Source organism: Amycolatopsis sp. WAC 04197, assembly GCF_003947475.1.
GTDB lineage: Bacteria > Actinomycetota > Actinomycetes > Mycobacteriales > Pseudonocardiaceae > Amycolatopsis > Amycolatopsis japonica.
In genome coordinates this window covers 320,312-343,786 of record NZ_QHJK01000008.1, presented here as the reverse complement: position 1 = coordinate 343,786, position 23,475 = coordinate 320,312, and the positions used below count along the sequence as shown (strand labels likewise).

Genomic DNA, 23,475 nt, shown 5'->3' with positions numbered 1-23,475 from the left:
GGCAGGTCTGGTGGAGCAGTTCACGTTGGAGGACCGGTATCTGCGGGAGGACGGCACCGTCTACCTCAGCGGTGTCCAGGCCTTGGTCCGGATGCTGTTCGACCGGGTGCGGCACGACCGCGCCGCCGGGGCGTCCCCCGCCGTGTTCGTCTCCGGCTACGAGGGATCGCCGCTGGCCGGCTACGACCTCGAACTCGGCCGCCGCTCCCACCTGCTCGAAAAGCACGACGTCGTGCACCGTCCCGGCCTGAACGAAGAGCTCGCCGCGACCGCGGTGATGGGCAGCCAGCTCACCGCGTCGGTCGGCTCGTCGCGCGGCGGGGTCACCGGGTTCTGGTACGGCAAGGCACCCGGTCTCGACCGGGCGACGGACGCGCTGCGGCACGCCAACCTCGCGGGGACCGACCCGGCGGGCGGCGCGGTGGCACTGGTCGGCGACGATCCGAACGCCAAATCCTCGTCGGTGCCGTGCGCCTCCGAGCTCGCGCTGGCCGATCTGGCCATGCCGGTGTTCTTCCCGTCCGACTCCCAGGACGTGCTGGACTTCGGGCTGCACGCGGTGGAGCTGTCCAGGGCGAGCGGGCTGTGGTCGTCGATGAAACTCGTGGCGAACGTGGCCGACGCCGCGAGCACCGCGCACGTCCGGCCGACCTGGACGGCGCCCGAGCTGGCGCTGCCCGCGTACCGGCACAAGCCCAGCACCCGGCTCCTCGGCACCACGTTGATGGCGCTCGAACGCAGCCTGTACACCGAACGTCTGCCGCTGGCCGTCGAATACGTGCGCGCGAGCGGGATCAACCGGATCGTCCAGGAAGGACCGGCGGACCGCGTCGGCATCGTCACCGCCGGAAAGTCCTATTTGGACTTGATGCAGGCGCTGCGGTTGCTCGGCTTGGACGCCGACGCGTTGTCCCGGAACGGGATCCGGATCCTCAAGCTCGGCGTCATCCACCCGCTCGAACCGTCGATCGTGCGCCGCTTCGCCGATGGACTCGACGAAATCGTCGTGGTGGAGGAGAAGCGCTCCTTCGTCGAATCGGCGATCAAGGAAATCCTGTACGGCACCGCCGGCGCTCCCGCCGTGTACGGCAAGACCGGCCCGGACGGCCGCACGCTGTGCACCGAACTCGGCGAGCTCGACCCGGACGCCATCGCGAGGGCGCTGGCCACCCGGCTGAGCGAGCACCACGAGATCCCGTCCGTGACCGCGTGGCGGCGGCAGCGCCGCCGTGAGCGCATTTCCGTGCCGCTGCTGACCAGGACGCCGTATTTCTGTTCCGGCTGCCCGCACAACTCTTCGACCAAGGTGCCCGAGGGCACGTTGGTCGGTGGCGGCATCGGCTGCCACGCCATGGCGCTGTTCATGGAGCCGGAACAGGTCGGGGACGTCGTCGGCCTGACCCAGATGGGCGGCGAGGGCGCGCAGTGGCTCGGAATGGAGCCGTTCGTCGACGCCTCGCATTTCGTGCAGAACATCGGCGACGGCACGTTCACCCACTCCGGCAGCCTCGCGGTCCGGGCGGCGGTGGCCGCCGGGGTGAACATCACCTACAAGATCCTCTACAACGCGACGGTCGCGATGACCGGCGGGCAGGACGCCGTCGGCGGCCTGTCGGTGGAACGGCTGGCGTCGCTGCTCCTCGTCGAAGGCGTCGCGAAGGTGGTCATCACCAGTGACGAGCCGAAGCGGCTCCGCGGCGTCCGGATGCCGGACGGCGTCGAGGTCCGGCACCGTGACGAACTGCTGAGCACCCAAGAGGAACTGGCCCGCGTTCCCGGGGTGACGGTGCTGATCCACGACCAGGAATGCGCCGCCGAGAAACGCCGTAAACGCCGTCGCGGCAAACTGGAGACCCCGGCGACCAAGGTCGTGATCAACGAGCGGGTGTGCGAGGGCTGCGGCGACTGCGGCGAGAAGTCGAACTGCCTGTCGGTACAACCGGTCAGCACCGAGTTCGGCCGCAAGACCACGATCCACCAGTCGTCGTGCAACGTGGACTACTCCTGCCTGGCCGGCGACTGCCCCTCGTTCATGACGGTGGTGCCCACCGGCCGCAAACACCGGCGGAAGGCCGGGGAGATCACCGCGGCCGAACTGCCCGCTCCCGAGACCTCCGGCACCGACTTCACCGTGCGCATCACCGGGGTCGGGGGGACCGGCGTGGTCACCGTCGCGCAGATCCTCGCCACGGCCGCCGTGCTCGAAGGCAAGCAGGTCCGGACACTGGACCAGACCGGGCTCGCGCAGAAGGGCGGCGCCGTCGTCTCGGATCTGAAAATCACCGCCGAACCGACGCCGCAGGCTCCGAAACTCGCGGCCGGCGAATGCGACCTCTACCTGGCCTGCGACGTCCTCGTCGGCGCGGATCCGGCGCATCTGTCGGTGGCGGACTCCGGCCGGACCACGGCCGTGGTCTCCACGACCGAGGTGCCGACCGGCCGGATGGTCGTCGACACCACGGTGTCCTTCCCCGATGCCGCCGCCGTGCGCGGGGCGATCTCGGACAACGCGGCGCGGACGGTGGCGCTCGACGCGCGGGAACTGGCGGAGATCCTGTTCGACGACGACCAGTTCGCCAACATCCTCCAGCTCGGCGCGGCGCACCAGACCGGCGCCATCCCGCTGGACGCGGCCAGCCTGGAACGCGCGATCGAACTCAACGGGGTCGCCGTCGCGGGCAACCTCCAGGCGTTCCGGCGCGGCAGGCAGCTCGTCGCCGATCCCGACGCGCTGCACGCCGTGGTCGCCCCGGCCGCCGTCGCCGCGAGCCCCACTCCGTCGGCGGCCGCCCTGCGTGCCCGCGCGCTCGTGCACGCCGAACCGGGTTCGGAACTCGCGCGGCTGCTGGACATCCGCGTCCCCGAACTCGTCCGGTACCAGAACGCGCGCTACGCGAGGGAGTACGCCGAGTTCGTCGAGCGTGTCCGGGTCCTGGAAGGGGATTCGACCGCCATCACCGAAGCGGTGGCGCGGAATCTGCACAAACTGATGGCCTACAAGGACGAGTACGAGGTCGCGCGGCTGTCGCTCGATCCCGCCGTGCTCGCCGGGATCGAGGAGGAGTTCGGCGTCGGGAGCCGGTACGCCTACCGCCTCCACCCGCCCTTCCTGCGCGCGATGGGCATGAAGCGGAAGATCGCGCTGGGCCCGAAGTTCCGCCCGGTGTTCGTCGCGCTGCGCGCCGCGCGGAAGCTGCGCGGCACCCGCTGGGACCCGTTCGGCAAGGCACACGTCCGGAAGGTGGAGCGGGAGCTCGTCGGGCAGTACCGGGAGACGATCCTCACCGCTTTCGGCACCGAGGACGCCGATCGCGGAAGGCTGCTGGCCTTGGCCGAGCTGCCCGATCTGGTCCGTGGCTACGAGGACGTCAAACTGGCGAACGTCGAGGCATACCACCGGGAACAGGCCGCGCTCCTGGCCGATCTCGTCCGGGCGGACCGGCTCGGCGCGAACACCTGACGCGTCAGTTCGCGTACTCCGGTAGCCGATCCAGGACGGAGGTGGGTTCCGGCATCGCGGCACGCCGGCGCCCGCGCCGTCGATACCGCATCCGGTCGGCGTCGCGGCCGATGGTCGCCCCGGCCCCGGCGGAGAAGAACAGACGCGTCGCCGAGGATACTGCCGAACGTACCAATGCCGCGGCCCGATTGTCTTTCCTGACGGCTTTTCCGCATCGTCCGCGCTTCTTGTGTCAAGAATGTGCCGGGTTTTCGTCGACAGATACGCGCGACCGTCAAAATTGGCTGCTGTCAAGAGTTTCCGCTGTGCGGCGGTCCCGGTCGGCTGTTCGTGTGGAACGTGCGCGATTCGTGAAGTGAGTGCATTAGTGTCGCTTCGGGGTCCGCACATCCACACCACTGATCGGGATTGGGGAGTCATCGTGAAGAGGAATCGTGTGCCTGTCGCGCGAAGACGGATGTTCACTCTGGTGGCGGCTCTCGCCGTGGTCACCGGCGCGGTGACGGGGACCGCGCGGGCCACCACGACGGGGCCGGTGGACCTCGGCACGTTGCCGGGAGACGACGAGAGCACGGTCCTCGCGGTCAACGAGGCGGGGGAGATGGTGGGGCTGTCGCGCACGGGCCCGACCCCGAAGCGCAGCCATCCGGTTCGCTGGGACGCCAACGGCCAGATCATGGCGCTGCCCACGCCGGGAGGCACCGAGGGGCAGGTGCGCGACATCAACAGCTTCGGGGTGTCCGCGGGCTACGTGCTGACCGCGACCACCGCCGTGCCCGCTCGCTGGGACGCCGCGGGTCAGGCGACTTTGCTGCAGCTTCCGCCCGGCTATCACAACGCCACCGCGTGGGCGATCAGCGACACCGACGTCGTCGTCGGGGCCTGGCTGACGCCGGCCGAGCAGTACCACGGGTTCCGCTGGGATCCCGATGGCACGGCCACCGACCTCGGCACGTTGCCCGGCGAGACCTGGAGCATGGCCGAGGGCATCTCCGGTGACGGCACCATCATCGTCGGCAGTGCCGTCCGCTCCGCGGCGAACCAGGCCGCGCGGTGGGTGAACGGCGGGCCGATCACCGAGCTGGCGCCGCAAGGGGTGAGCAGCGGGGCGAGCCGGATCAACAAGGGCGGAGTGGCCGCCGGTGTCCTGCGGGAGACCAGCAGCGGGCCGCCGATCCCGGCGAAATGGGATCGGGACGGCGTGATCCATCCCCTGGACTGGCCAAGCCCGTACTCGGTGTGGATCTATGGGATCGGCTCCACGGGTTACGTGGTCGGCAGCGGCTATCTCAACCCGCCGCGCCGATCGGCCCTGCTGTGGGATCTCGACGGCGACGTCATCGCGTTGCCTGACGACGGCCTCGGCGCCGACGCCGAAGCGGTCGACTCGCAAGGCACCGTGGTGGGCACTTTCCGGAGCAAGGCGACGGTCTGGTTCCGCGACGGGGAACGCAGGCAGCTCGGGACGCTGCCCGGCGGCACCCGCGGCCAGGGTTACCGGATCACGGACAACGGCCGCGTCGTCGGAACCGCTTCGAACGCGGCCGGGAAATCGCACGCGGTGTACTGGACCCTCGGCTAGAGGCAGATCTGCGTCGCGAAAGCCACTTTCGAGACGTCAGATGTCCCGAAAGTGGCTTTCGCGACACCGGATATCGGCAGCCCGGCCGGTCAGCCGAGGTGGACGACCGTGGTCCGTTCTCCATCGGTCACCGCGAAGCGTCGCCGGATTTCGTCCACGGCGACGCGTCTGGGGCCCGAGAAGGACCTGGCAGACACGATCGGGCCTTCCGCGTGACCGGTCGGGAGGTCGGGCCAGGCGGCGATCAGGTCTCCGGTGGCCCCATCGTAGAGGCGCGGATGGTCATACAGGGCAAGGAAATCACCGGCGAAGGGAACGACATCGCCTGCGGGCCGGTCCAGCTGACTACGCCAGACGAACGACCGGTCGGCTAGCGACCATCGGGCCAGCATGGTGGTTTTCCTCCGTGGACGTGCTGATCGCGATGTCTTCGCCGACGTAGGGTCGGCCAGCGCCTTCTCCAGGTCGTAGACCGCCAAGCCGTACCAGGGCTGCCAGACCCAGCCAGCACTGAGCAAGTACCGGCCGTCCGGCGAGACCGCCAAGCGCGAATGGAAGAAGTCGCTCGGCTCACGCTCGGATCCGTCGGTGAGACGCTCGCCGGTAGCGGCGACCTCGACTTCGAGCCGGTTGTACTTGTCGGGACAGTGGATCAAACCCGTCCTGCCGTCGGGCAGGGTGCACAACACCAGCGGATAGCGGTAGGCATCGGCCTTGTAACCGCTGCGGGTGAGCTCGCGGATCGGACGGCCGTCCGGCGAGACCAGCAGCCCGGTCGTGCCGGTATCGGTCATCAGCGCGAGCAGGTCGCGGCGGGGAGAGATCGCCATCGTGTCGAAGGTTTCGCAGTACTCGCCGAACAACGTGGAATCCGGTGACACGTGGTGGAGTGTTTCTCCGATCCAGACCAGCGCCTTCGTACCTGCGACAGCGGTGACCTCGCGTCGAATTTCTCGCACGGACTTCAGCCTGCCCGACCCCGCGCCGGAAGTCCGCCGAATATCCACTGGACGGCACGACGAGACTCGGAGTGTGGATTCCCGTCGACCGAAGAGCGCTACGCCGGACCTGGGCCCGATGCCCCGGCGCATCACCGTGGACGCGCCGCAGGTGCGCGCGCTGCTGAGCGAGCAGTTCCCGGATTGGGCCGGTCTACCGGTCCGCCCGGTCGCCGAATCCGGTTGGGACAACAGGACTTTCCGGATCGGCGGCGACATGGTGGCACGGCTGCCGAGCGCCGCCGAGTACGCCTTGGCGGTGGACAAGGAACAGCGCTGGCTCCCGTTGCTCGCTCCCCGGTTGCCGGTGCCCATCCCGGTTCCGCTGGCGAAGGGGTGTCCTGGCGCGGGCTATCCCTTCGAGTGGTCGGTCTACCGATGGCTCGACGGCGAGCCCGCGAGTCCCGCTCGTATCTCCGACCCGGTTCGGTTCGCCCTCGACCTCGCCGGTTTCCTGGCGGCGTTGCGGACCATCGACACCACGGGCGGCCCGCGACCCGGCAAGCACAACTGGTTCCGGGGCGCCACCCTGCGCACCTACGACGAGCAGACCGAGCGCGCGCTCGCGGAATTGGACGGCGACATCGACACGGGCCAGGCGCGCGAGATCTGGAAGACCGCGCTGGACAGCCCTTGGGACGGAACGGATCGCTGGTTCCACGGCGACTTCGCGCCGGGGAATCTCCTGCTCGACGGCGGGGGACTGGCGGCCGTCATCGATTTCGGCACCTGTGGCGTCGGGGATCCGTCCTGCGACTTGGCGATCGCCTGGACGTCGCTGACCGCCGACGGCAGGCGCGCGTTCCGCGAGCGTCTTCCGGTCGACGATTCCGAATGGGAGCGTGGCCGTGGGTGGGCGCTGTGGAAGGCCTTGATCACCCGCGCGCGGACGCGGGACCGCGTCGACGAGGAAGCGGTGAACGCGCGCCGCGTCTTGGCCGCGATCGCCGAGTGACACTCGCCGGGCGGCACCGCCGGACATCCAGTTCCGCCTCTACGCGGACTTCCTGATCGAGGTCCGCAAGGACATCGGCGACCCGGGTACCGCGGTCGACCGGATGCAGATCCTCGGGCCGCGCTCGGCGAACCTCTCGGATCGCCGGAGCCTGACCGACGCCGACCTCGACACGGTCTGCAAACGCCTCGGCTGGGTCCCGCCCTGGCGCGGCAAGTAGGCCGACCCGATCGCGGCCCTGTTGGCCAGTAACCACCCTCGCGGGGGTGGTGGGGGACGTTTTGGGGGCGCGGCTGACAGATTCGCGAACGGCGAATCGACCGCGTATGACAAAGACGAAGAATGGTCGCGCGGGCTCTGTGATTTTCCTTGCCTGCCGAGCCTTGCGGGTGTGTTAATTCCCTGTGGCATACCCGTAAATGTGCACACGCGCCCGCTGGGAAGGGCCCGCGAAAGCGGCCATTAATCGTTTGTCCGATGGTTTCGGCGGGTGTGGTCTATGTGTTGGAGAGGGACCTGTGAAACACAGAAGACGTAGTCGAAGACTGGCCGGGGGCATCGCCGTCGTGAGCACGGCGGCCTTGGTGGCACTGGGTCTCGCGATCGGCTCGGGCACCAGTGCCGCGGCTCCGGGTGAGCTCACGCAGAATTACTCGTGCCCGTTCCCGTTGATCGGCAATCAGAACGTCTCGGTCACCATCAAGACCACGCAACCTTCGACGATCGAGACCGGGAAACTGACTCCCGCCATCGAGATCACCGCCGTGTCCAACGCGGGCAAGACGGCGACGGAAGGCCTTCGTCTCGTCGGCGCCGAGTCCATCAAGGGCACCGCGAAGGCGACCTCCACCGTGACGATGCCCGGCAGCCAGGGCACGATGACGGTGAAGGTCGATTCCGACGTGCCGAAGCAGCCGATCCCGCCGGCGGGCAACGACCTCGTCGTGAACGCCACGGGCAGCGCGCCCGCGCTGAGGTTCGATCAGCCCGGCACCGCGACGCTCGCCGTGAACAACCTGCAGCTGGTGATGACCCCGCTCAAGGCCGACGGCACCGAAACCGGTCTCGGCACCTTCACTTCGGACTGCACGCTGGCGGCGGGGGCCGAGACCGTCCTGCAGACCTACACGGTGACCGGTTCGCCGGTCACCCCGGAAGCCGTTGTCGGCTCGGGGAACCACCCGCCGCTGAAGCAGGTCTACAGCTGCCCGTTCCCGTTGATCGGCAACCAGGACGTCACGGTCGACATCAACGCCACGCTGCCGAACTCGATCCCGGTGGGCCAGTTCACCCCCAAGATCGACATCACGGCGGTCTCCAACGCGGGCTCGACCGCGACCGAAGGGCTTCGGCTCGTCGGCGCCGAGACCATCAAGGGATCGGCGCTGGCCACCTCGCTGGTCTCGAGCCCGCAGGGGCATCTCGCCGTCGGCGTGCCGACCGCGGTTCCGCAGCAACCCATCCCGCCCAAGGGCAACGACCTGGTGATCAACGCGACCGGTTCCGCGCCGTCGCTGCGGTTCGACCAGCCGGGGACGGCCACGCTGTCGGTGCACGACCTGGTGCTGACCATGACGCCGCTGACCGCCTCCGGTGCGGAGACCGGCCTCGGCACGTTCGTCGCGGACTGCACCCCCGCGAGCGGCCAGGCCAACGTGCTGCACACCTTCACCGTCACCGCGGCGGCGGACACGACCGCGCCGTCGGCTCCCGGCGCCGTGACCGTCGGTGACATGACCCAGAACAGTGTCGCGCTGTCCTGGGGTGCCGCCACCGACAACGTCGCCGTGACCGGGTACGACGTCTACTCGGGCGCGAATCTCGTCAAGTCCGTGACCGGCACCTCGGCCACGGTCGACGGTCTCACCCCGGACACGGAGTATTCCTTCACCGTCAAGGCGAAGGACGCGGCCGGCAACATCTCGCCCGCCACCGCGCCCACGATCGCCCGGACCGCGAAGGCCCCGGACACGCAGGCGCCGACGACGCCCGCGAACGTGCACTCGACCGGAACCACCCAAACCAGTGTGACGCTGGCCTGGGACGCTTCGAGTGACAACGTCGGTGTCACCGGCTACGACGTCTTGAAGGGCACCGAGGTCGTCAAGTCGGTCACGGAACCTCAGGCCACGATCGACGGTCTGACGGCCGACACCGAGTACTCGTTCACCGTGGTGGCGAAGGACGCCGCGGGCAACCCGTCGGCGGCGAGTGCCGCTGTCACGGTGCGGACGCAGGCGGCGCCCGACACGCAGGCTCCGGGTGCGCCCGGCAACCCGCGTTCGACCGGTACCTCCGCCTCCAGCGTCGGCCTGGCGTGGGACGCGTCGAGTGACAACGTCGGCGTCACCGGTTACGACGTCTACAACGGCGCCACGCTGGTGAAGTCGGTGACCGAAACCAGCGCCACCGTCGACGGTCTCGCCGCCGACACCGAGTACACCTTCACCGTGGTGGCCAAGGACGCGGCCGGGAACAAGTCGGAGCCCAGCGCGCCGGTGACCGCCCGGACCGCCACCGCTCCGGACACCGAAGCGCCCAGCGTTCCGGCCGGTCTCGCCACGACCGACGTCACCCAGTCCAGCGTCGCGCTGTCCTGGACCGCGTCGAGCGACAACGTCGGTGTCGTCGGCTATGACGTCTTCAACGGCGGCACCTTGGTGAAGTCGGTGGCGGGGACTTCGGCCACTGTGGACGGTCTCGCGCCGGACACGGAGTACTCGTTCACCGTGGTGGCGAAGGATGCCGCGGGCAACGTGTCGGCTCCCAGCGCCGCCGCCACTGCTCGGACGCAGGCCGCGCCGGACACGCAGGCTCCCGCCGCGCCGGGCAACCCGCGTTCCACCGGGACCACGCAGACCAGCGTGAACCTCGAATGGAACGCCGCGACGGACAACGTCGGTGTCACCGGCTATGACGTCTTCAACGGCACCACGCTGGTGAAGTCGGTGGCGGGGACTTCGGCCACTGTGGACGGTCTCACGGCGGACACGGAGTACTCGTTCACCGTGGTGGCGAAGGACGCCGCGGGCAACACGTCGACCCCGAGCGCCGCCGTCACCGTTCGGACGCAGGCCGCGCCGGACACGGTGGCTCCCGGCGTACCGGGTAACCCGCGGTCCACCGGCACCACGCAGACCAGCGTGAGCCTCGCTTGGGACGCGGCGACGGACAACGTCGGTGTCACCGGCTATGACGTCTTCAACGGCACCACGCTGGTGAAGTCGGTGGCGGGGACTTCGGCCACTGTGGACGGTCTCACGGCCGACACGGAGTACACCTTCACCGTGGTGGCGAAGGACGCCGCGGGGAACAAGTCGGCCGCCAGCGCGCCGGTCACGGCGAAGACCAAGCCGAACACGTCCCCGGTCGTCAAGTACAGCTACGACCTGACCGGCAAGACGCAGCTGAAGAAGCTCTCCGGCCCGATCGACCTGCGCGGTGGCATCAACGCCGCGATCAGCCTGGCGAACGGGACCTTCGAGGCCGACCTGACGCTGAACCCGACGAGCGCGAACCTCACGCTCTGGGGCTTCGTCCCGGTCAACGCGAAGATCGAGTTCGCGTCGGCGGGCAAGACCACCGGCACGCTGGCCGACGGCGTGCTCAAGTCGACCTCGGCGGTGACGGTCAAGCTGCCGCGGATCAGCGTCTTCGGCTTCCCGGTCTCGGCGAGCGCGAAGTGCCAGACGAAGACGCCGGCTCAGATCCCGCTGCAGTCGAAGGCGGGCTTCGACCCGCTGGCCGGTGGCAAGCTCACCGGCTCCTACACCCTGCCGCCGCTGCAGGGCTGTGGGTTCCTCAACGACATCATCACCGGTGTCACCTCCGGCCCCGGCAACACGGTGGAGGTGAACCTCAAGCCGCGTCCGGTCGGCTGATCCCGCGCACCACCTGATCCGGCCCCGTCGCATCCCGCGGCGGGGCCGGTTCGCTGCGCCGGATTCCGGCCAGCAGGAGCGCGGTCGCGACCAGGAGGATCGGCCAAGGGGTGAACAGGAGGACCGCGGCGATCAGCAGGGTCCAGATCCCCAGCGTCCAGGCGAGGAACAGGGGAGGGGTGATGCCGCGCCGCTCCAGCCAGAGCACGGTCAGGCCGACCAGGACGAGCGGCACACCGAAACTGGCCGCGCTGAGCCAGAAGGCGCTGTTCGCGGGGCTCATGGCGGCGAGATCGTCTCGCCACAGGGCTCCGCTGAACCAGGTGCCGGCGTGACCGGCGGCCTTCATCACCGTGAGGGCGCCCAAGGTGTGGGCCGCGCCGAACAGGGTCATGAGCCAACCCGCCCATTTGATCATGTCCACTCCCCAGATCGTGTTATACGGTTGCGTATAAAGGCAGGCTAGGCCGGTTATACGGTGGCGTACAACTAGTGGAGAGGTGAGGTGGGCCACGGCATGGGCGCATTGCGCACACCGCGGGAGAAGTGGGTCGAAGAAGGTCTGCGGGCGCTGGCGGAGGGCGGGGTGGACGCGGTGCGCGTCGAGGCGCTCGCCAAGGCGCTCGGCGTGACCAAGGGCGGGTTCTACGGCTACTTCGCCGATCGCGCTGCTCTGCTGGAGGCGATGCTGGACGCCTGGGAGTACGAAAGCGTCGACGAGGTCCTCGCTCGTGTCGAGCGGGAGGGGTGCGACGCGCGGGACAAGGTCCGGCTGGCCGGTCGGCTCACCTTCTCCGGCGGCCGGCTGCTGCCCATCGATTTGGCCGTGCGTGACTGGGCTCGCCGCGACGAGGCCGTGGCCGAACGTCTGCGGCGCGTGGACAACCGACGGATGCAACTGGCCCGCGACGGGATCGCGACGTTTTGCGACGACCCCGACGAGGTCGAAGCCCGGGCGCTACTCGCCTTCTGTGCGGCGATCGGCAACCACTTTCTCGCCGCTGACCACCCGGGACAGACCCGTGTGCAGGTCCTTGCTCGCGCAGCCGACCTCATCCTCGATGGTCCGCCGAGTGATCCCAGCCGATTCACCGGACCACCGGCGTAACTGGTCCGGGTTACTCCGATCGGCCCTGCCGGGCGCGACGGTTCAGGTAATAAGTTGCCGCTAACAACAAATCCTGCCGTCGATGAAGCCTGTGGGAAGGACCCTCATGAAGTCACCGAAGCGGCATCGCGCGATAGTCGCGCTGTTGACCGTGCCGGCACTCCTGGCCGCCACGCCGGTGAGCGCCGCGCCCTTGGCGGACGCGCCGGGCGCACCGGGTACCGGGGCGGCCTGGACGACCGGGGGCAAGGAAGGTTTCGGTACCGCCGCCGGGGCCGCGTCGAAGGTGTGGTTCACCCTCGGCCAGGGCATCAACCACGAGATCTATTACCCGACCGTGGACACCGCCAACGTGCAGGACCTGCAGTACGTGGTGTCCGACGGCGCCGGTTTCACGCAGCTGGAACGCGATCACACCACCAAACAGCTCGTGCTCACCGATCCGCGTTCGCTGAGCTACCGGCAGATCAACACCGCCACCAACGGCCGGTATCGCATCACCAAGACCCACACCGCCGACCCCGCGCGGTCCACCGTGCTGATCCAGACCAGGTTCGAGGTGCTCAGCGGCGGTCCGCTGCAGTTGTACGCGCTGTACAACCCGTCCCTGAACAACAGCGGTATGGGGGACACGGGCGCCACGGCCGGCGGGCAGCTGGTCGCTTCGGACGGGCCGGTGTCGAGCGCGTTGGCCGCCTCCACCGGTTTCGTCAAGGCGACCAGCGGCTACAGCGGGACCGCGAGCGACGGTTACGTCGACCTGAGCGGCGACCACGTCCTCGGCGCGCAATACGACTCGGCCTCGACGCCGGGGAACCTGGTGCAGCTGGGGCAGATTCCCGTGGGGACCGACACGACCTTCACGCTCGCGGTCGGTTTCGGGAGTGATCGCGGTGCCGCGTCGGCGAACGCGTCGGCCTCGCTCGCGGGTGGCTTCGCGGCGGCGGACACCGCGTACCGGTCCGGCTGGAACGGCTATCTCTCGTCGCTGGCCGCGGTACCCCGGTCGATCTCGGGCGCCGGGCTGACCACGCAGTACAACGTCGCGCTGATGACCCTCAAAGCCCACGAGGACAAGACCTACCCCGGGGCGAACGTCGCATCGCTCACCAATCCGTGGGGCGAGGCGAAAGACGCGAACGGCACGGGGGACTGCGGATACCACGCCGTCTGGTCTCGTGACCTCTATCAGGTCTCGACCGCGCAGATCGCGGCCGGCGACTCGGCGGCGGCCAACCGGTCGGTCGACTACCTGTTCACCGTGCAGCAGCGGGCGGACGGTTCCTTCCCGCAGAACACCCGGCTCGACGGCACCAACTGCTGGACCAGCCTGCAGATGGACGAGGTCGCCTTCCCGATCGTGCTCGCGTGGCAGCTGGGCCGGTTCGACGCGGGGATGTGGGCGAAGGTGAAGAAGTCCGCGGACTTCCTCTTCGCACGCGGCCCCTCCACGCCGCAGGAACGCTGGGAGGAGAACGGCGGCTACTCGCCGTCCACCATCGCCGCGGAGATCGCCGGCCTGATCTGCGCCGCCGACATAGCCGAACGCAACGGGGACACCACGAGCGCCGCGCGTTATCGCCAGCTCGCCGACCAGTGGCAGGCGCAGGTCAGCGCGTGGACGTTCACCACTTCCGGCCCGCTCGGCGACGGCCGGTACTTCCACCGGATCGACGGAAACGGCAATCCGAACGACGGCCAGAACGTCTTCCTGCAGAACGGCGGCGGCAACCACGACGAGCGCGCCATCATCGACGCGGGCTTCCTGGACCTCGTCCGCCTCGGCGTGAAACCGGCGGCCGATCCCGACGTCGCCGCCTCACTGTCCGAAGTGGACTCCACCCTGAAGGTCGACACCCCGAACGGCCCGATGTGGTACCGGTACAACCACGACGGCTACGGCGAGACGGCGTCCGGAGGCCCCTACACCGGCGCCGGCGTCGGACGGCTGTGGCCGCTGCTCACCGGTGAACGCGGCGAATACGAACTGGCCAACGGCCGCTCGGCGACGACGCATCTGGCGACCATGGCGGCCTCGGCGAACGCCGGTTTCCTGATCCCGGAACAGGTTTGGGACCGGCCGAGCGCCGCGGGCTTCACCTTCGGCGAAGGCACCGGTGCGGCGACACCGCTGGCGTGGTCGATGGCGCAGTTCGTCCGGCTGGCACACTCGATCGACGCCGGTGCCCCGGTCGAGACGCCGTCCGTGGTGAAGCAGCGGTACAGTGCGGCGTGCTCCGGCGTTTCGGCGCAGTTCACGGTGAACGCCACGACTTCGTGGGGCCAGAACATCTTCGTCGTCGGCGACCGTGCCGAACTCGGTGCGTGGAACCCGGCGAACGCCGTGCCGCTTTCGTCCGCCAACTATCCTTTGTGGACGGGTAAGGTCACGCTGCCGAAGGGGGCCGCGTTCCAGTACAAGTACATCCGCAAGGAGGGTGGCGCCGTCGTCTGGGAATCGGGTGCCAATCGGGCCGGTAGCGCTTCGAGTGGCTGCACGCTGGCGTTGAACGACACCTGGCGCCCCTGACGTCGTGAGTGGTAAGGCGCTTGGCGCCAAGATGGTGGCGGCAGTCGGGTCGTAGTCCGTGAAGGCCTCCTTGCCTACCTTGAGGGTAGTGAAGGGGGCCTTCACGACCCTCCGGATCGCCGCAGGTGCACCAGTAACCACGGTAGGCACAGCGATCGCGCGTGAAGGTCCCCTTCCCTCGGCTCAGCCGAGGGAAGGGGACCTTCACGCGTTGCCTTCATGTACTTCAGCCGCTGTTCAAGGCGGACACGACCGCCGCCACGGTCACGGTGTTGAACACGAAGGCGATGATCGCGTGCGTCGTCACCGTCCTGCGCATCTCGCGGGAGACGACGTCCACGTCGGTCGTGCCGAACGTCGTCATCACGGACACCGCGAAGTAGATGTAGTCGGACCACTCGGCGGTTCCCTCGTCGGGGAACCGCATCGCCTTGCCCTCTTCGACCACGTTGTCCGCGTGGTAGGCGATCGCGAAGGACACGAGGACACAGATCCACGCGACGACGACCAGGGCCACCGCCACTCCCACGCGCATGCCCGCGGGCAGGCTCTCGCCGCCCAGGCCGGGCATCCACACGACCGCCACCGCGAGCGCGGCCGCGGCGATGAAGATCGACACTCCCGGCCCTGGCGCCGTCCCGAAGACGTAGCGCTGCACGAACGTGCCGCGGCGCTCCCGGTACGCCCAGTCCTGGATCTGTTCCGAGGTCGCCGCGCCGAACGCGGCCACCGTCACGACGAGATAGCCGATGAGGTAGGCGAGAAGAACCAGGACGCCGCCGTCCACCGAGGCGAGTGAAAGCACGTCGTCGCCGAACGCGAGCGCCAACGCGGCGACGAGCAGCGCGAACGCGAGGCTCAAGCCGCTCCGGCGCCGCTCGGGCAACCAGATCCGAGCCGTTTGCCGAGACAGTGCCGTCCCCTTTCGCCCGAGTCGAGGGCCAGTGTCGCACCAGGGCCTGTTTCGCAGCGCGTCGGTGGTACTCCATTCCAGCGATGTGACATTTCGCGGCAATATGTCAAACTTCAGTGGTGGTGAAGGGGATGTGTCCGGAGTACGAGGGGGACGAATGGGGCAGGGGTTCTCGGTCGAACCGGCCGCGGTACGCGCGCTCGGCGACCTGGTCCTGCGGGCGGGCGCGGGTGCCGACAGCTATCGCCAGTGGTTCGACCGGCTGCTCGGCGCCGGGGCGGGGTTCGACACCGAACGCGGTGAGGGCTTCCTCGCCGCGGCGTGGCCGAAATTGGACCTATGGCAGCGCACGGCATTGAGCCAGTCGAGGTTCGCGGCCGATCTCGCCGCGAGCGGCGGGCACGAACTGCGCTGCGTGGCGCACTGGTACGGCGTGGTGGACGCGCGGGCGGCGGAGTTGCTGGACCGGCTCAACCCGGAGCCGGACGCCGCGCGGATCCCGGCGGACGAGGTGCGTGATCCGGTGGGGGCCGCGTCGTTCCGCGACGCCGTCCCGGTGGGCTACGGCGGCCCCGATCCGGAGGCGGTCAGCGACCCGGCCTGGTGGCCGGTGAAGGCCGAGCAGGAGCGGCAGGAACTGCTCGACCTCGGCGGGTCGCTGGGCGACGTCGCCGAGGTGATCAAGATCCTCACCGGATCCGACAAGGACTTCATCACCATGATCGCGGACCTGCTCGTCGGCGACTGGACCGTGCTGCAGGAACAGGCGGTGCTCTACAACGACGCCGCGACGGGCCTGGAGAACATCGCGGCGAACATCGACCAGGGCCGGTTCGGGATCCAGGAGGTGTGGGCGGGGGAAGCCGCCGATCGGGCGAAGAACTGGCTGGCCGCCTACCGGGCCTGTGTGCTGCAGCTCGCGCAGTACTTCCGCGGCGCGTGCCGCGCGATCCAGGCGCTGGCGAAGCTCGCGTACCACCTGATGCAGGAGATCCGGCACGGCTACAGCTCGACGATCGACATCGTGCTGATGATCCTCACCAAAGGCAGGAAACTCGGGCTGGAACGGGGGCTCCGGGTGGTGGACGTGATCAGCGAGCTGCTGGACGAGATCGGTCGCGGCGGCAAGATCGCGAAAATCGTGGAGGACCGCGAGGTACGGGACATCATCCACCTGATCCTGTCCTTCGACGAGGTCGTCGGTGCCATCCAGACGCTGATCAGCGCCGCGCTCGGGCTGGCGCATTCGTTCGCGGGGCAGAAGACCCTCGACGAACTGCTGCAAGCCACCATCGCGATGGGTGAACCGCCGCAGTGGCCGGAGGACTACGAGCACCGGGACGCCGAATGTCCCGCCAAGGGCAAGCGGGTGTTGTTGTGACGGGACACGGTCCGTTCGATTCCGAGCAGGGGGAGCGGGCACGGCAGACAATGATGCGGTTGCTGGCGGCGACCGGCGGCGCCGCCGGGGATTTCGCCGGCGAGGTGCTCGCCGGGCGACGGCGGCCGCACGAACTGCTGGCCCACGGCCCGCTCCTGGACGAATTCGTCCGGGACGCGCAGGGTTGGTGGAAGCTCGTCGACGCGCTGCCCGCCGAGGAGCGGCAACGCCTCGCCGCGGAAGCCTTGCCCTCCCTGGAACGACAGGTCGGCGAACTGGCCACTTTGGACGTGGACGACGAGGTCGCCGAGCTGGAAGAGCTGGCCGCGCTGGCACAAGGCACGCCCGCCCCTTCCCGGCGGGCCCGCGACGACGACGAGGACGACGACTGGTCCGGCCGCTCCTATCTGGAGCCACTCTGAGCCGAGGTGTCATCCGCCGCGTCGCTGATCGCGTTCGCCTCGTCGATCCGTGACATGTGCTCTTCGGCCCAGTTCCGGAGCGCAGCCAGCGGGACGTCCAGTGACAGGCCCAGGTCGGTCAGCCCGTAGTGCACCCGGGGCGGCACGGTGGGCTCCACCCGGCGGACGACGAGGCCGTCGCGGACCAGGCTGTGCAAGGTCACCGACAGCATTTTCTGGGACACCCCGGGGATGCGGCGCCGCAGCTCGGCGAACCGCACCTCGTGCGGAGCCGCCTCCGCGAGGACCTTGACCGCCATCGACGTCCATTTCGTCCCGATGCGCTCCAGCAGACGGCGAGTAGGGCATTCGGGGTCGAAGAGATCGCCGCGCCGTGTGGTCACCTGGAGCTCACCACCTGTGTCGAAAGTGCCGTCTTGGCGGCATCGCCGGAGTTACCTACGGTTTTCTGGTAACCAATGGTAACCACAACGGAGGCGACGTGCCCTCATCACGGCGGATCACCGTCAACGGCATCCAGGTCAACGTGGCCGTCGCGGGCAACGGACCCGCGGTTCTCCTGCTGCACGGGTTCCCGCACACCTGGCGGCTCTGGAGCGAGATCATCGGCCCGCTCGCCGAGCACCACCGGGTCATCGCCCCGGATCTGCGCGGCTTCGGCGACAGCACCCGTGCCGCCGAAGGCTACGACGCGAGCACGCTGGCCTCGGACGTCGAGAGCCTTCTCGCCGCGCTGGGCGAACCCAGTGCGGCGGTGGTCGCCATCGACGCCGGCACGCCGGTCGCCTTCCTGCTCGCCCTGCGGCGGCCGGATCTGGTGCGACGGCTCGTCCTGATGGAGTCGCTGGTGGGTTCGCTGCCCGGTGCTGAGGACTTCCTCGCCGGTGGCCCGCCGTGGTGGTTCGGCTTCCACTCCGTTCCCGGGCTGGGCGAAACGGTCCTCATCGGACACGAGGCGGAGTACGTCGACTGGTTTCTCGCCTCGGGCACTCTCGGACGTGGTGTGGCGCCGGAGATCCGCGACGCCTTCGTCGACGCCTACACAGGTGGGGAAGCCCTGCGCTGCGCCTTTTCCTACTACCGCGCCATGCCGGTCAGCGCGCGCCAGATCGCTGAGGCGGTCGCGACACACCGTCTCACCGTGCCCACGATGGCGATCGGCGCGCATCCCGTGGGCCGTGCGCTGGAACGGCAACTGCGTCCCGTCACCGACGACCTCACCGCTCATCTGCTGCCGGACTGCGGCCACATCATCCCGCTGGACAAACCCGGCGAATTGCTCCGCCTGCTGACGCCGTTCGTCGCCGACGGCCGACGTGTGTCCACAGTGGATCGTGCCCGTTAGGGCAAGGAACGTTGTCTGTCCGCACAGAGCGCGGACACGGGCGGCGGACGGCTGGCATCGTGTCCGCGTTGACGCTCCGGCCCCTCGAAGGGATGGCAGATGAGTTTTCAGGTCGTACCGGCCGAAATCGGCAAGCACGCGGCCAATGTCGACGGGATCGCCGAGCGGTTGGGCACCGTGCTGTCGGCGGCCAACACCGCGGCGATGTCGGACGAGGCCTACGGTCTGATCTGCGCCTTCGTCCCGCCGTTCATCAATCCGGCGGAGGAGAAGACGATCGACTCGATCAAGGCCGCGATCGACGGCGTGAAGGCGACCGCCGCGAACCTCCGTACGGCCGAACGGTCCTACACCGAGCAGGACACCGCCGGTGTCGAGATGTTCAAGCAGTACGAGGCCGCGATCCCGGCGACGCCGAAGGAGAAGGCGCAGCGATGACCAACCCGCTCGTCGCCACACCGAAGGATTCCACCACCGCGGTGTCCGGCGTTCCCTTGCTCGAGTCCGCGACCGAGCTCAAGGCGGCCATCGAAAGCGGTGACTGGGCGTCCGTCGCCGTCGGCGCGGTCGGTACCGCCATGGACGCGGTGTCCGCCGCCCTCGATCCGTTCGGCACCATCCTCGCCGCCGGGGTCGGCTGGCTGATGGAGCACGTCGGTCCGCTGAAGGAGGCGCTCGATGCCCTCGCCGGAGCACCGGACGAGATCACCGCGCACGCCGAAACCTGGCAGAACGTGGCCGTCGAACTCGGCTCGATCAGTGCCGACCTGGACGCGATGGTCGTCGCCGAAACCGCGAACTGGGCCGGTGCCGCGGGCGACGCCTATCGCACGCGCGGAGCGGACGTCGCGGCGCTGATCGGCGCCTGCCAGCAGGCCGCCGGCGGCGCGGCGTCCGGCACCAAGATCGGCGGGGAGGTGGTCACCGCGGTCCGCACCCTCGTCCGTGACACCATCGCCGAACTGATCGGCAGGCTGATCAGCTGGGCCCTGCAGGTACTGGCGACGCTCGGCCTCGGCATGACCTGGGTGCTGCCCCAGGTCACCGCCGCCATCGCGAAGACCGCCTCCAAGATCGCCACCGTCGTCACCAAACTGGTCAAGGCGATGAGCGCGCTCGCGCCGTTGATGAAGAAGGCGAAGAACATCTTCGCCGAGGCGGAGAAGGCGCTCCGCAAGATCGACACGGGCAAGACCGGCCCGGCGGGGAAACCCCGCGGCCCGAAACCGGGCGGCGGCGAGTACAGCGGCACGCGCGGCGGAGGCGGCGGCAAGGGGAAGAATTCCAAACCGCAACCCGAGCAGCCGCCCGGGCTTTCCCCGAACCTCGGGAAGTTCGACGAGCTGACCCAGGCGCAGAAGGACGCGGCGATCAAGATGAAACAGTGGATCCGCGACCACAAGGACAGCGGCCAGTTCGGCGCCTGGCACAACGGCGTGGACGACAACAAGCTCAACTCGCTGGGCTTGGGGAACAAGCCCACCCCCGGTCCCGGCTCGACCTGGGGCGGCAGGATCTACGGGAACCACGGCCAGGCGGGCGGCAAGGTCGGGAACGAGGGCCGGTTGCCGCACAACGGCAAGACGAGCGACGGCAAGAATCACGCCGATCAGCCGTTCGGCCCGGACGGGAAGCCGACGAAACCGTACGACGGCAAGTACTACGAGTTCGATGTCCACCCGACGCCGCGGTACGACAACAAACCCATCCGGGACGCCGACCAGTACACGGACTTCAACGGGAAACCGTTGCCGGAGAACCAGCGGCCGAAGCCGGATCGCATCGTCATGGACGACAACGGCAAGTTCTATTACGCGCCGGGTCACTACGACAAGTTCTACGAAGTCCCCTGATCACGACCCGTTCGAACCCGCGAGTTCCGTCTTGGTGCACTCCGCGGCGGGAAGACCCAGCTCGGCGTAGCGGGCGATCGCGCGTTCGTAGTGGTCGCGGACGGTTTCCGGGTCGGAGGCGACTCGCGCGAGTCCCCGGTGGGCGCGCGCGACCTGCTCGTGGCAGCCGTACCGGGTCGCCACTTCCAGGGCTTCGGCGTGGTTCGCGCCGGCCGTGTCCGGGTAGCCACAGGCCAGGCAGGCTTCGCCGAGTCCGTTGAGCGCCCACGATTCGCCGTCGCGTCCGCCGTGCCGCCGGAACAGGTCGAGCGCCTGACGGTGGTGGGCGGCCGCGTCGACCGGACGGCCGTCCAGCGCTTCGGCCCGTCCGAGGCCGTCGATGGCCCATGCCTCGCTGCCCCGATGACCGAGCCTGCCGAACAAGGCCGCGGCTTCGGCGTGCAGACGGCAGGAATCGGCGTGTCCGCCGTCGTTCGCGGCGAGCTCCCCGAGACCGATCTTCACCCAGGCCTCGCCGAATCGGTGGCCCGCTTCCCGATGCAGCGCCATCGCCTGCCGAAGATGCTCGAATCCCTCTTCCCGGCGGTCGATCCGGGCTTCGACGGTGCCGAGCCGGGTGAGCTGATGCGCCTGACCGGTCAGGTCGCCGAGACGGTGGAACAGGGCCAGCGCGCGGGTGTAGTAGTCGGCGGCCTTGCGGTAGTACCCGGCGCTCTCCTCGATCATTCCGACGTTGCCCAGTGCGCGTGCCTGGCCGAGCGGATTCCCGGCCTCGCCGAACAAGGCGTACGCCGCCCACATGTCCGCGGCGGCGGACTCGGCTCGGCCCGCTTGCATGTGGAGGCCACCGGCGGCGACCAGCGCGTCCGCTTCGGCGGCGCGGTCACCGATGGCGCGGGCGGCCTTGATGGCGTGACCGTGGACGGCCAGCGCCGCCGTCTCGTGACGTCCGTCGAGGTAGCGGAACAGCAGCGCGGACAGTGTCACGGCGTGTTCGGGTCTCCCGGCCGGGGCCAGCGCCTGGACGGTCGGCAGTTCGGCGTCCAGCCAGTCCCGGGCGCTGTCGGCGTCGTCGAACGCGGGCGTCGCGCACTCCGGTGAAGCGACCGAGGGCCGCCGGTTCGCTTCGGCGGGGTAGAGGCGATCCATCGCCGTCGCGATGGTGGCGAGGTAGTAGTCGTAGAGCCGGTCGAGCGCCGCGGGCTCGTCGCCCTCGATCTCCGCGGCGTACGCCTTCAGCAGGTCGTGCATGCCGTAGCGGTCGACACCGGCGGGGTGGACCAGATGCGCGCGGGCGAGAGCGTCCAGCGCGGCCCTGGCCTCGTCGAACGAGCGCCCGGTCAACGCGGCCAAGGCGTACGAGTCGAACACGGGCGCCGGATGCCTGCCGAGGAGGGCGAAGGCGCGGATGGTGTCTTCGCTGAGTTGCCGCAGCGACCACGAGAACACCGCTCGCACCGCGGCTCGCTGATCACCGCCGGAACTGAGCAGCTTCAACGTCTGCTGGGCGGCCCGCAGTTCGCCGACCAGCCGCGACAACGGGGTGGCGGGCCGGGACACGGCGAGTTCGGCCGCCAGGCGCAGGGTGAGCGGCAGCCGGACACACCGTTCGGCCAGTTCGGCGGTGGCCTCGGGTTCGGTGTCGACCCGGGTGCCGATCAGCCGCCGGAGCAGGTCGGCCGAGTCGGCCTCGGACAACCGGTCGACGTCGACCCGGTGGGCGCCGTGGAGCGCGACCAGCCCGGCGAGTGAGTCGCGGCTGGTGACCACCACGGCGCAGGTGTGCGTGCCGGGGAGCAGGGGCCGGATCTGTTCGAGCGTCGCCGCGTTGTCCAGCAGGAGGAGCATCCGCCTGCCCGCCACCTCGGTGCGGAACCGGGCGGCGCGTTCCGCCTGCCCCGGCGGCATCCGCGTGCCTTCGGGCAGCAGCGCGGACAGGAGGGCGGCCAGCGCGTCGGCCGAGGACATCGGCTCGCCGGGGGCGTAGCCGCACAGATCCAGGTACAGCTGCCCGTCGGGAAAGCGGTCGCGGACCCGGTGGCCCCAGTGCACGGCGGTCGCGGTCTTGCCCGCCCCGGCCGTACCGGTGAGGCAGACGAGGACCGGTTCCTCGCCGGTGCCGTCGGCGAGCCGGTCCAGTTCGGCCAGCACGTCGGCCCGGCCGGTGAACGCCGCGACGTCGGCGGGCAGCTGGGCGGGCACGGGGGCAGGCGCAGCGGTCGCCGTCGGCAGGTCGTGGCGGAGCACGGCCTCGTGCACGGCGGCGAGCTCCGGTCCGGGATCCGCGCCCAGTTCTTCCCGCAGTGCGCGAAGAATCCGCTCGTAGTGGGTGAGCGCGTCGGCGCCGCGGCCCACGGCGTACAGCGCCCGCATCAAGGCCGCCGCGGCGGGCTCCTGCAACGGATTCTCGTCGGTGAGTTCGGTCAGGCGGGTGAGCGTCGCCGCCGCGTCGCCGTCGCGGATCTTGGCGTCGGCCCAAGCGACGATAGCCGCCGTGTACTCCTGACGGAGCGTGCGGCGGGTGCGTTCGGCCCAGTCTCCGCGCAGCCCGGCGAGCGGCTCCCCTTCCCAGAGTTCGAGTGCCGCGCTCAGCTTGGTGACGTCCGCCGGGTGCTCGCGGAGCAGGCGCCGGAACCGGAAGACGTCGACCTGTTCGGGCCGGGCGACGAGGCGGTAGCCACCGGGATCCCTGGCCACCCGCGCGCCACCGGGATCGGCCTGTTCCAGCGCGCGCCGGATCCGTGTGATGTGCGCCTGCAGGGAACGGCGCACCTGCCCCGGCGGCGACTCGCCCCAGACCCGGTCTATCAGCAGATCGACGCCGACGGTTCGGCCCGCTTCGAGCAACAGCACGGCGAGTACGGCCTGCCTGCGCGGCTCGCCGATGGCGACGGCCTGCCCGCGCACCTGCAGCCGGACCGGCCCCAGTAACCGGAAATCCACGTGATCCCCTCGCAATCCTCCCGCCCGGAAGAATGGTAGAACCGGTATTTCGGTCACCACAACATCTTTCGGGACAAGCTGAACAGAAATCCTTTTATCGCAAG

At 69.4% G+C, this 23,475-nt stretch carries 16 protein-coding genes; 11 read left to right on the top strand and 5 right to left on the bottom strand.

Annotated features, from left to right (window positions below):
* Nucleotides 1-10 precede the first annotated feature (10 nt).
* A complete protein-coding gene (locus DMC64_RS28620; protein ID WP_125736037.1) occupies nucleotides 11-3,460 on the top strand; it encodes an indolepyruvate ferredoxin oxidoreductase family protein in 3,450 nt (1,149 codons plus the stop codon).
* Nucleotides 3,461-3,917: 457 nt separating this feature from the next.
* Complete coding sequence (locus DMC64_RS28615) at nucleotides 3,918-5,042, top strand: HAF repeat-containing protein (RefSeq protein ID WP_125736260.1); 1,125 nt, start codon at nucleotides 3,918-3,920, stop codon at nucleotides 5,040-5,042.
* 89 nt (nucleotides 5,043-5,131) lie between these two features.
* Here DMC64_RS28615 and DMC64_RS28610 read toward each other — a convergent pair whose 3' ends face one another.
* Nucleotides 5,132-5,905, bottom strand: a complete 774-nt coding sequence (locus tag DMC64_RS28610) for a hypothetical protein (protein WP_125736036.1) — start codon at nucleotides 5,903-5,905, stop codon at nucleotides 5,132-5,134.
* Between the two features lie 214 nt (nucleotides 5,906-6,119).
* Here DMC64_RS28610 and DMC64_RS28605 point away from each other — a divergent pair, with 214 nt between their 5' ends.
* Nucleotides 6,120-6,995: an aminoglycoside phosphotransferase family protein gene (locus tag DMC64_RS28605; protein WP_125736259.1), complete on the top strand. Its 876-nt coding sequence runs from the start codon at nucleotides 6,120-6,122 to the stop codon at nucleotides 6,993-6,995.
* A gap of 566 nt (nucleotides 6,996-7,561) precedes the next feature.
* Entirely contained in the window at nucleotides 7,562-10,876 is a 3,315-nt protein-coding gene (locus DMC64_RS28600) for a DUF6801 domain-containing protein (RefSeq protein ID WP_233629847.1), read from the top strand.
* Here DMC64_RS28600 and DMC64_RS28595 read toward each other — a convergent pair.
* The gene (locus DMC64_RS28595) at nucleotides 10,854-11,294 is read right to left on the bottom strand and encodes a DUF6463 family protein (RefSeq protein ID WP_125736035.1); all 441 of its coding nucleotides are present in this window, start codon (nucleotides 11,292-11,294) and stop codon (nucleotides 10,854-10,856) included. The genes DMC64_RS28600 and DMC64_RS28595 overlap by 23 nt on opposite strands.
* A gap of 99 nt (nucleotides 11,295-11,393) precedes the next feature.
* Here DMC64_RS28595 and DMC64_RS28590 point away from each other — a divergent pair, with 99 nt between their 5' ends.
* Both DMC64_RS28590 and DMC64_RS28585 read left to right on the top strand, forming a co-directional pair.
* Complete coding sequence (locus DMC64_RS28590) at nucleotides 11,394-11,984, top strand: TetR/AcrR family transcriptional regulator (protein WP_199755127.1); 591 nt, start codon at nucleotides 11,394-11,396, stop codon at nucleotides 11,982-11,984.
* Between the two features lie 106 nt (nucleotides 11,985-12,090).
* Entirely contained in the window at nucleotides 12,091-14,514 is a 2,424-nt protein-coding gene (locus DMC64_RS28585) for a glucan 1,4-alpha-glucosidase (protein ID WP_125736033.1), read from the top strand.
* 226 nt (nucleotides 14,515-14,740) lie between these two features.
* Here the strand turns inward: DMC64_RS28585 and DMC64_RS28580 are convergent, their stop codons facing one another.
* Nucleotides 14,741-15,376 carry a DUF1345 domain-containing protein gene (locus tag DMC64_RS28580; protein WP_125736032.1) on the bottom strand — a complete coding sequence of 212 codons (636 nt, stop codon included), beginning with the start codon at nucleotides 15,374-15,376 and terminating at the stop codon, nucleotides 14,741-14,743.
* 208 nt (nucleotides 15,377-15,584) lie between these two features.
* Here DMC64_RS28580 and DMC64_RS28575 point away from each other — a divergent pair, with 208 nt between their 5' ends.
* Together DMC64_RS28575 and DMC64_RS28570 are read left to right on the top strand one after the other, a co-directional pair.
* On the top strand, nucleotides 15,585-16,808 hold the full coding sequence (locus DMC64_RS28575; protein ID WP_125736031.1) for a hypothetical protein: 1,224 nt from the start codon (nucleotides 15,585-15,587) through the stop codon (nucleotides 16,806-16,808).
* Nucleotides 16,805-17,230, top strand: coding sequence for a hypothetical protein (locus DMC64_RS28570; RefSeq protein WP_233629846.1), 426 nt, complete (start codon nucleotides 16,805-16,807; stop codon nucleotides 17,228-17,230). Before DMC64_RS28575 ends, DMC64_RS28570 begins: the two co-directional genes overlap by 4 nt.
* Here the strand turns inward: DMC64_RS28570 and DMC64_RS28565 are convergent.
* Nucleotides 17,212-17,613, bottom strand: a complete 402-nt coding sequence (locus tag DMC64_RS28565) for a helix-turn-helix domain-containing protein (protein ID WP_125736030.1) — start codon at nucleotides 17,611-17,613, stop codon at nucleotides 17,212-17,214. The genes DMC64_RS28570 and DMC64_RS28565 overlap by 19 nt on opposite strands.
* Nucleotides 17,614-17,711: 98 nt before the next feature.
* Here DMC64_RS28565 and DMC64_RS28560 point away from each other — a divergent pair, with 98 nt between their 5' ends.
* The 3 genes from DMC64_RS28560 to DMC64_RS43690 all read left to right on the top strand — a co-directional run bounded on the left by DMC64_RS28560 (nucleotide 17,712) and on the right by DMC64_RS43690 (nucleotide 20,428).
* Entirely contained in the window at nucleotides 17,712-18,575 is an 864-nt protein-coding gene (locus tag DMC64_RS28560; RefSeq protein ID WP_125736029.1) for an alpha/beta fold hydrolase, read from the top strand.
* Between the two features lie 99 nt (nucleotides 18,576-18,674).
* Nucleotides 18,675-19,013: a type VII secretion target gene (locus DMC64_RS28555; RefSeq protein WP_125736028.1), complete on the top strand. Its 339-nt coding sequence runs from the start codon at nucleotides 18,675-18,677 to the stop codon at nucleotides 19,011-19,013.
* Nucleotides 19,010-20,428: a hypothetical protein gene (locus DMC64_RS43690; protein WP_158634268.1), complete on the top strand. Its 1,419-nt coding sequence runs from the start codon at nucleotides 19,010-19,012 to the stop codon at nucleotides 20,426-20,428. The genes DMC64_RS28555 and DMC64_RS43690 overlap by 4 nt, the downstream gene beginning before the upstream one ends.
* On the opposite strand, the gene DMC64_RS28545 is transcribed toward DMC64_RS43690, so the two are convergent.
* Nucleotides 20,429-23,371: a BTAD domain-containing putative transcriptional regulator gene (locus tag DMC64_RS28545; RefSeq protein WP_125736027.1), complete on the bottom strand. Its 2,943-nt coding sequence runs from the start codon at nucleotides 23,369-23,371 to the stop codon at nucleotides 20,429-20,431. It lies immediately after the preceding gene.
* Between the last annotated feature and the right edge of the window lie 104 nt (nucleotides 23,372-23,475).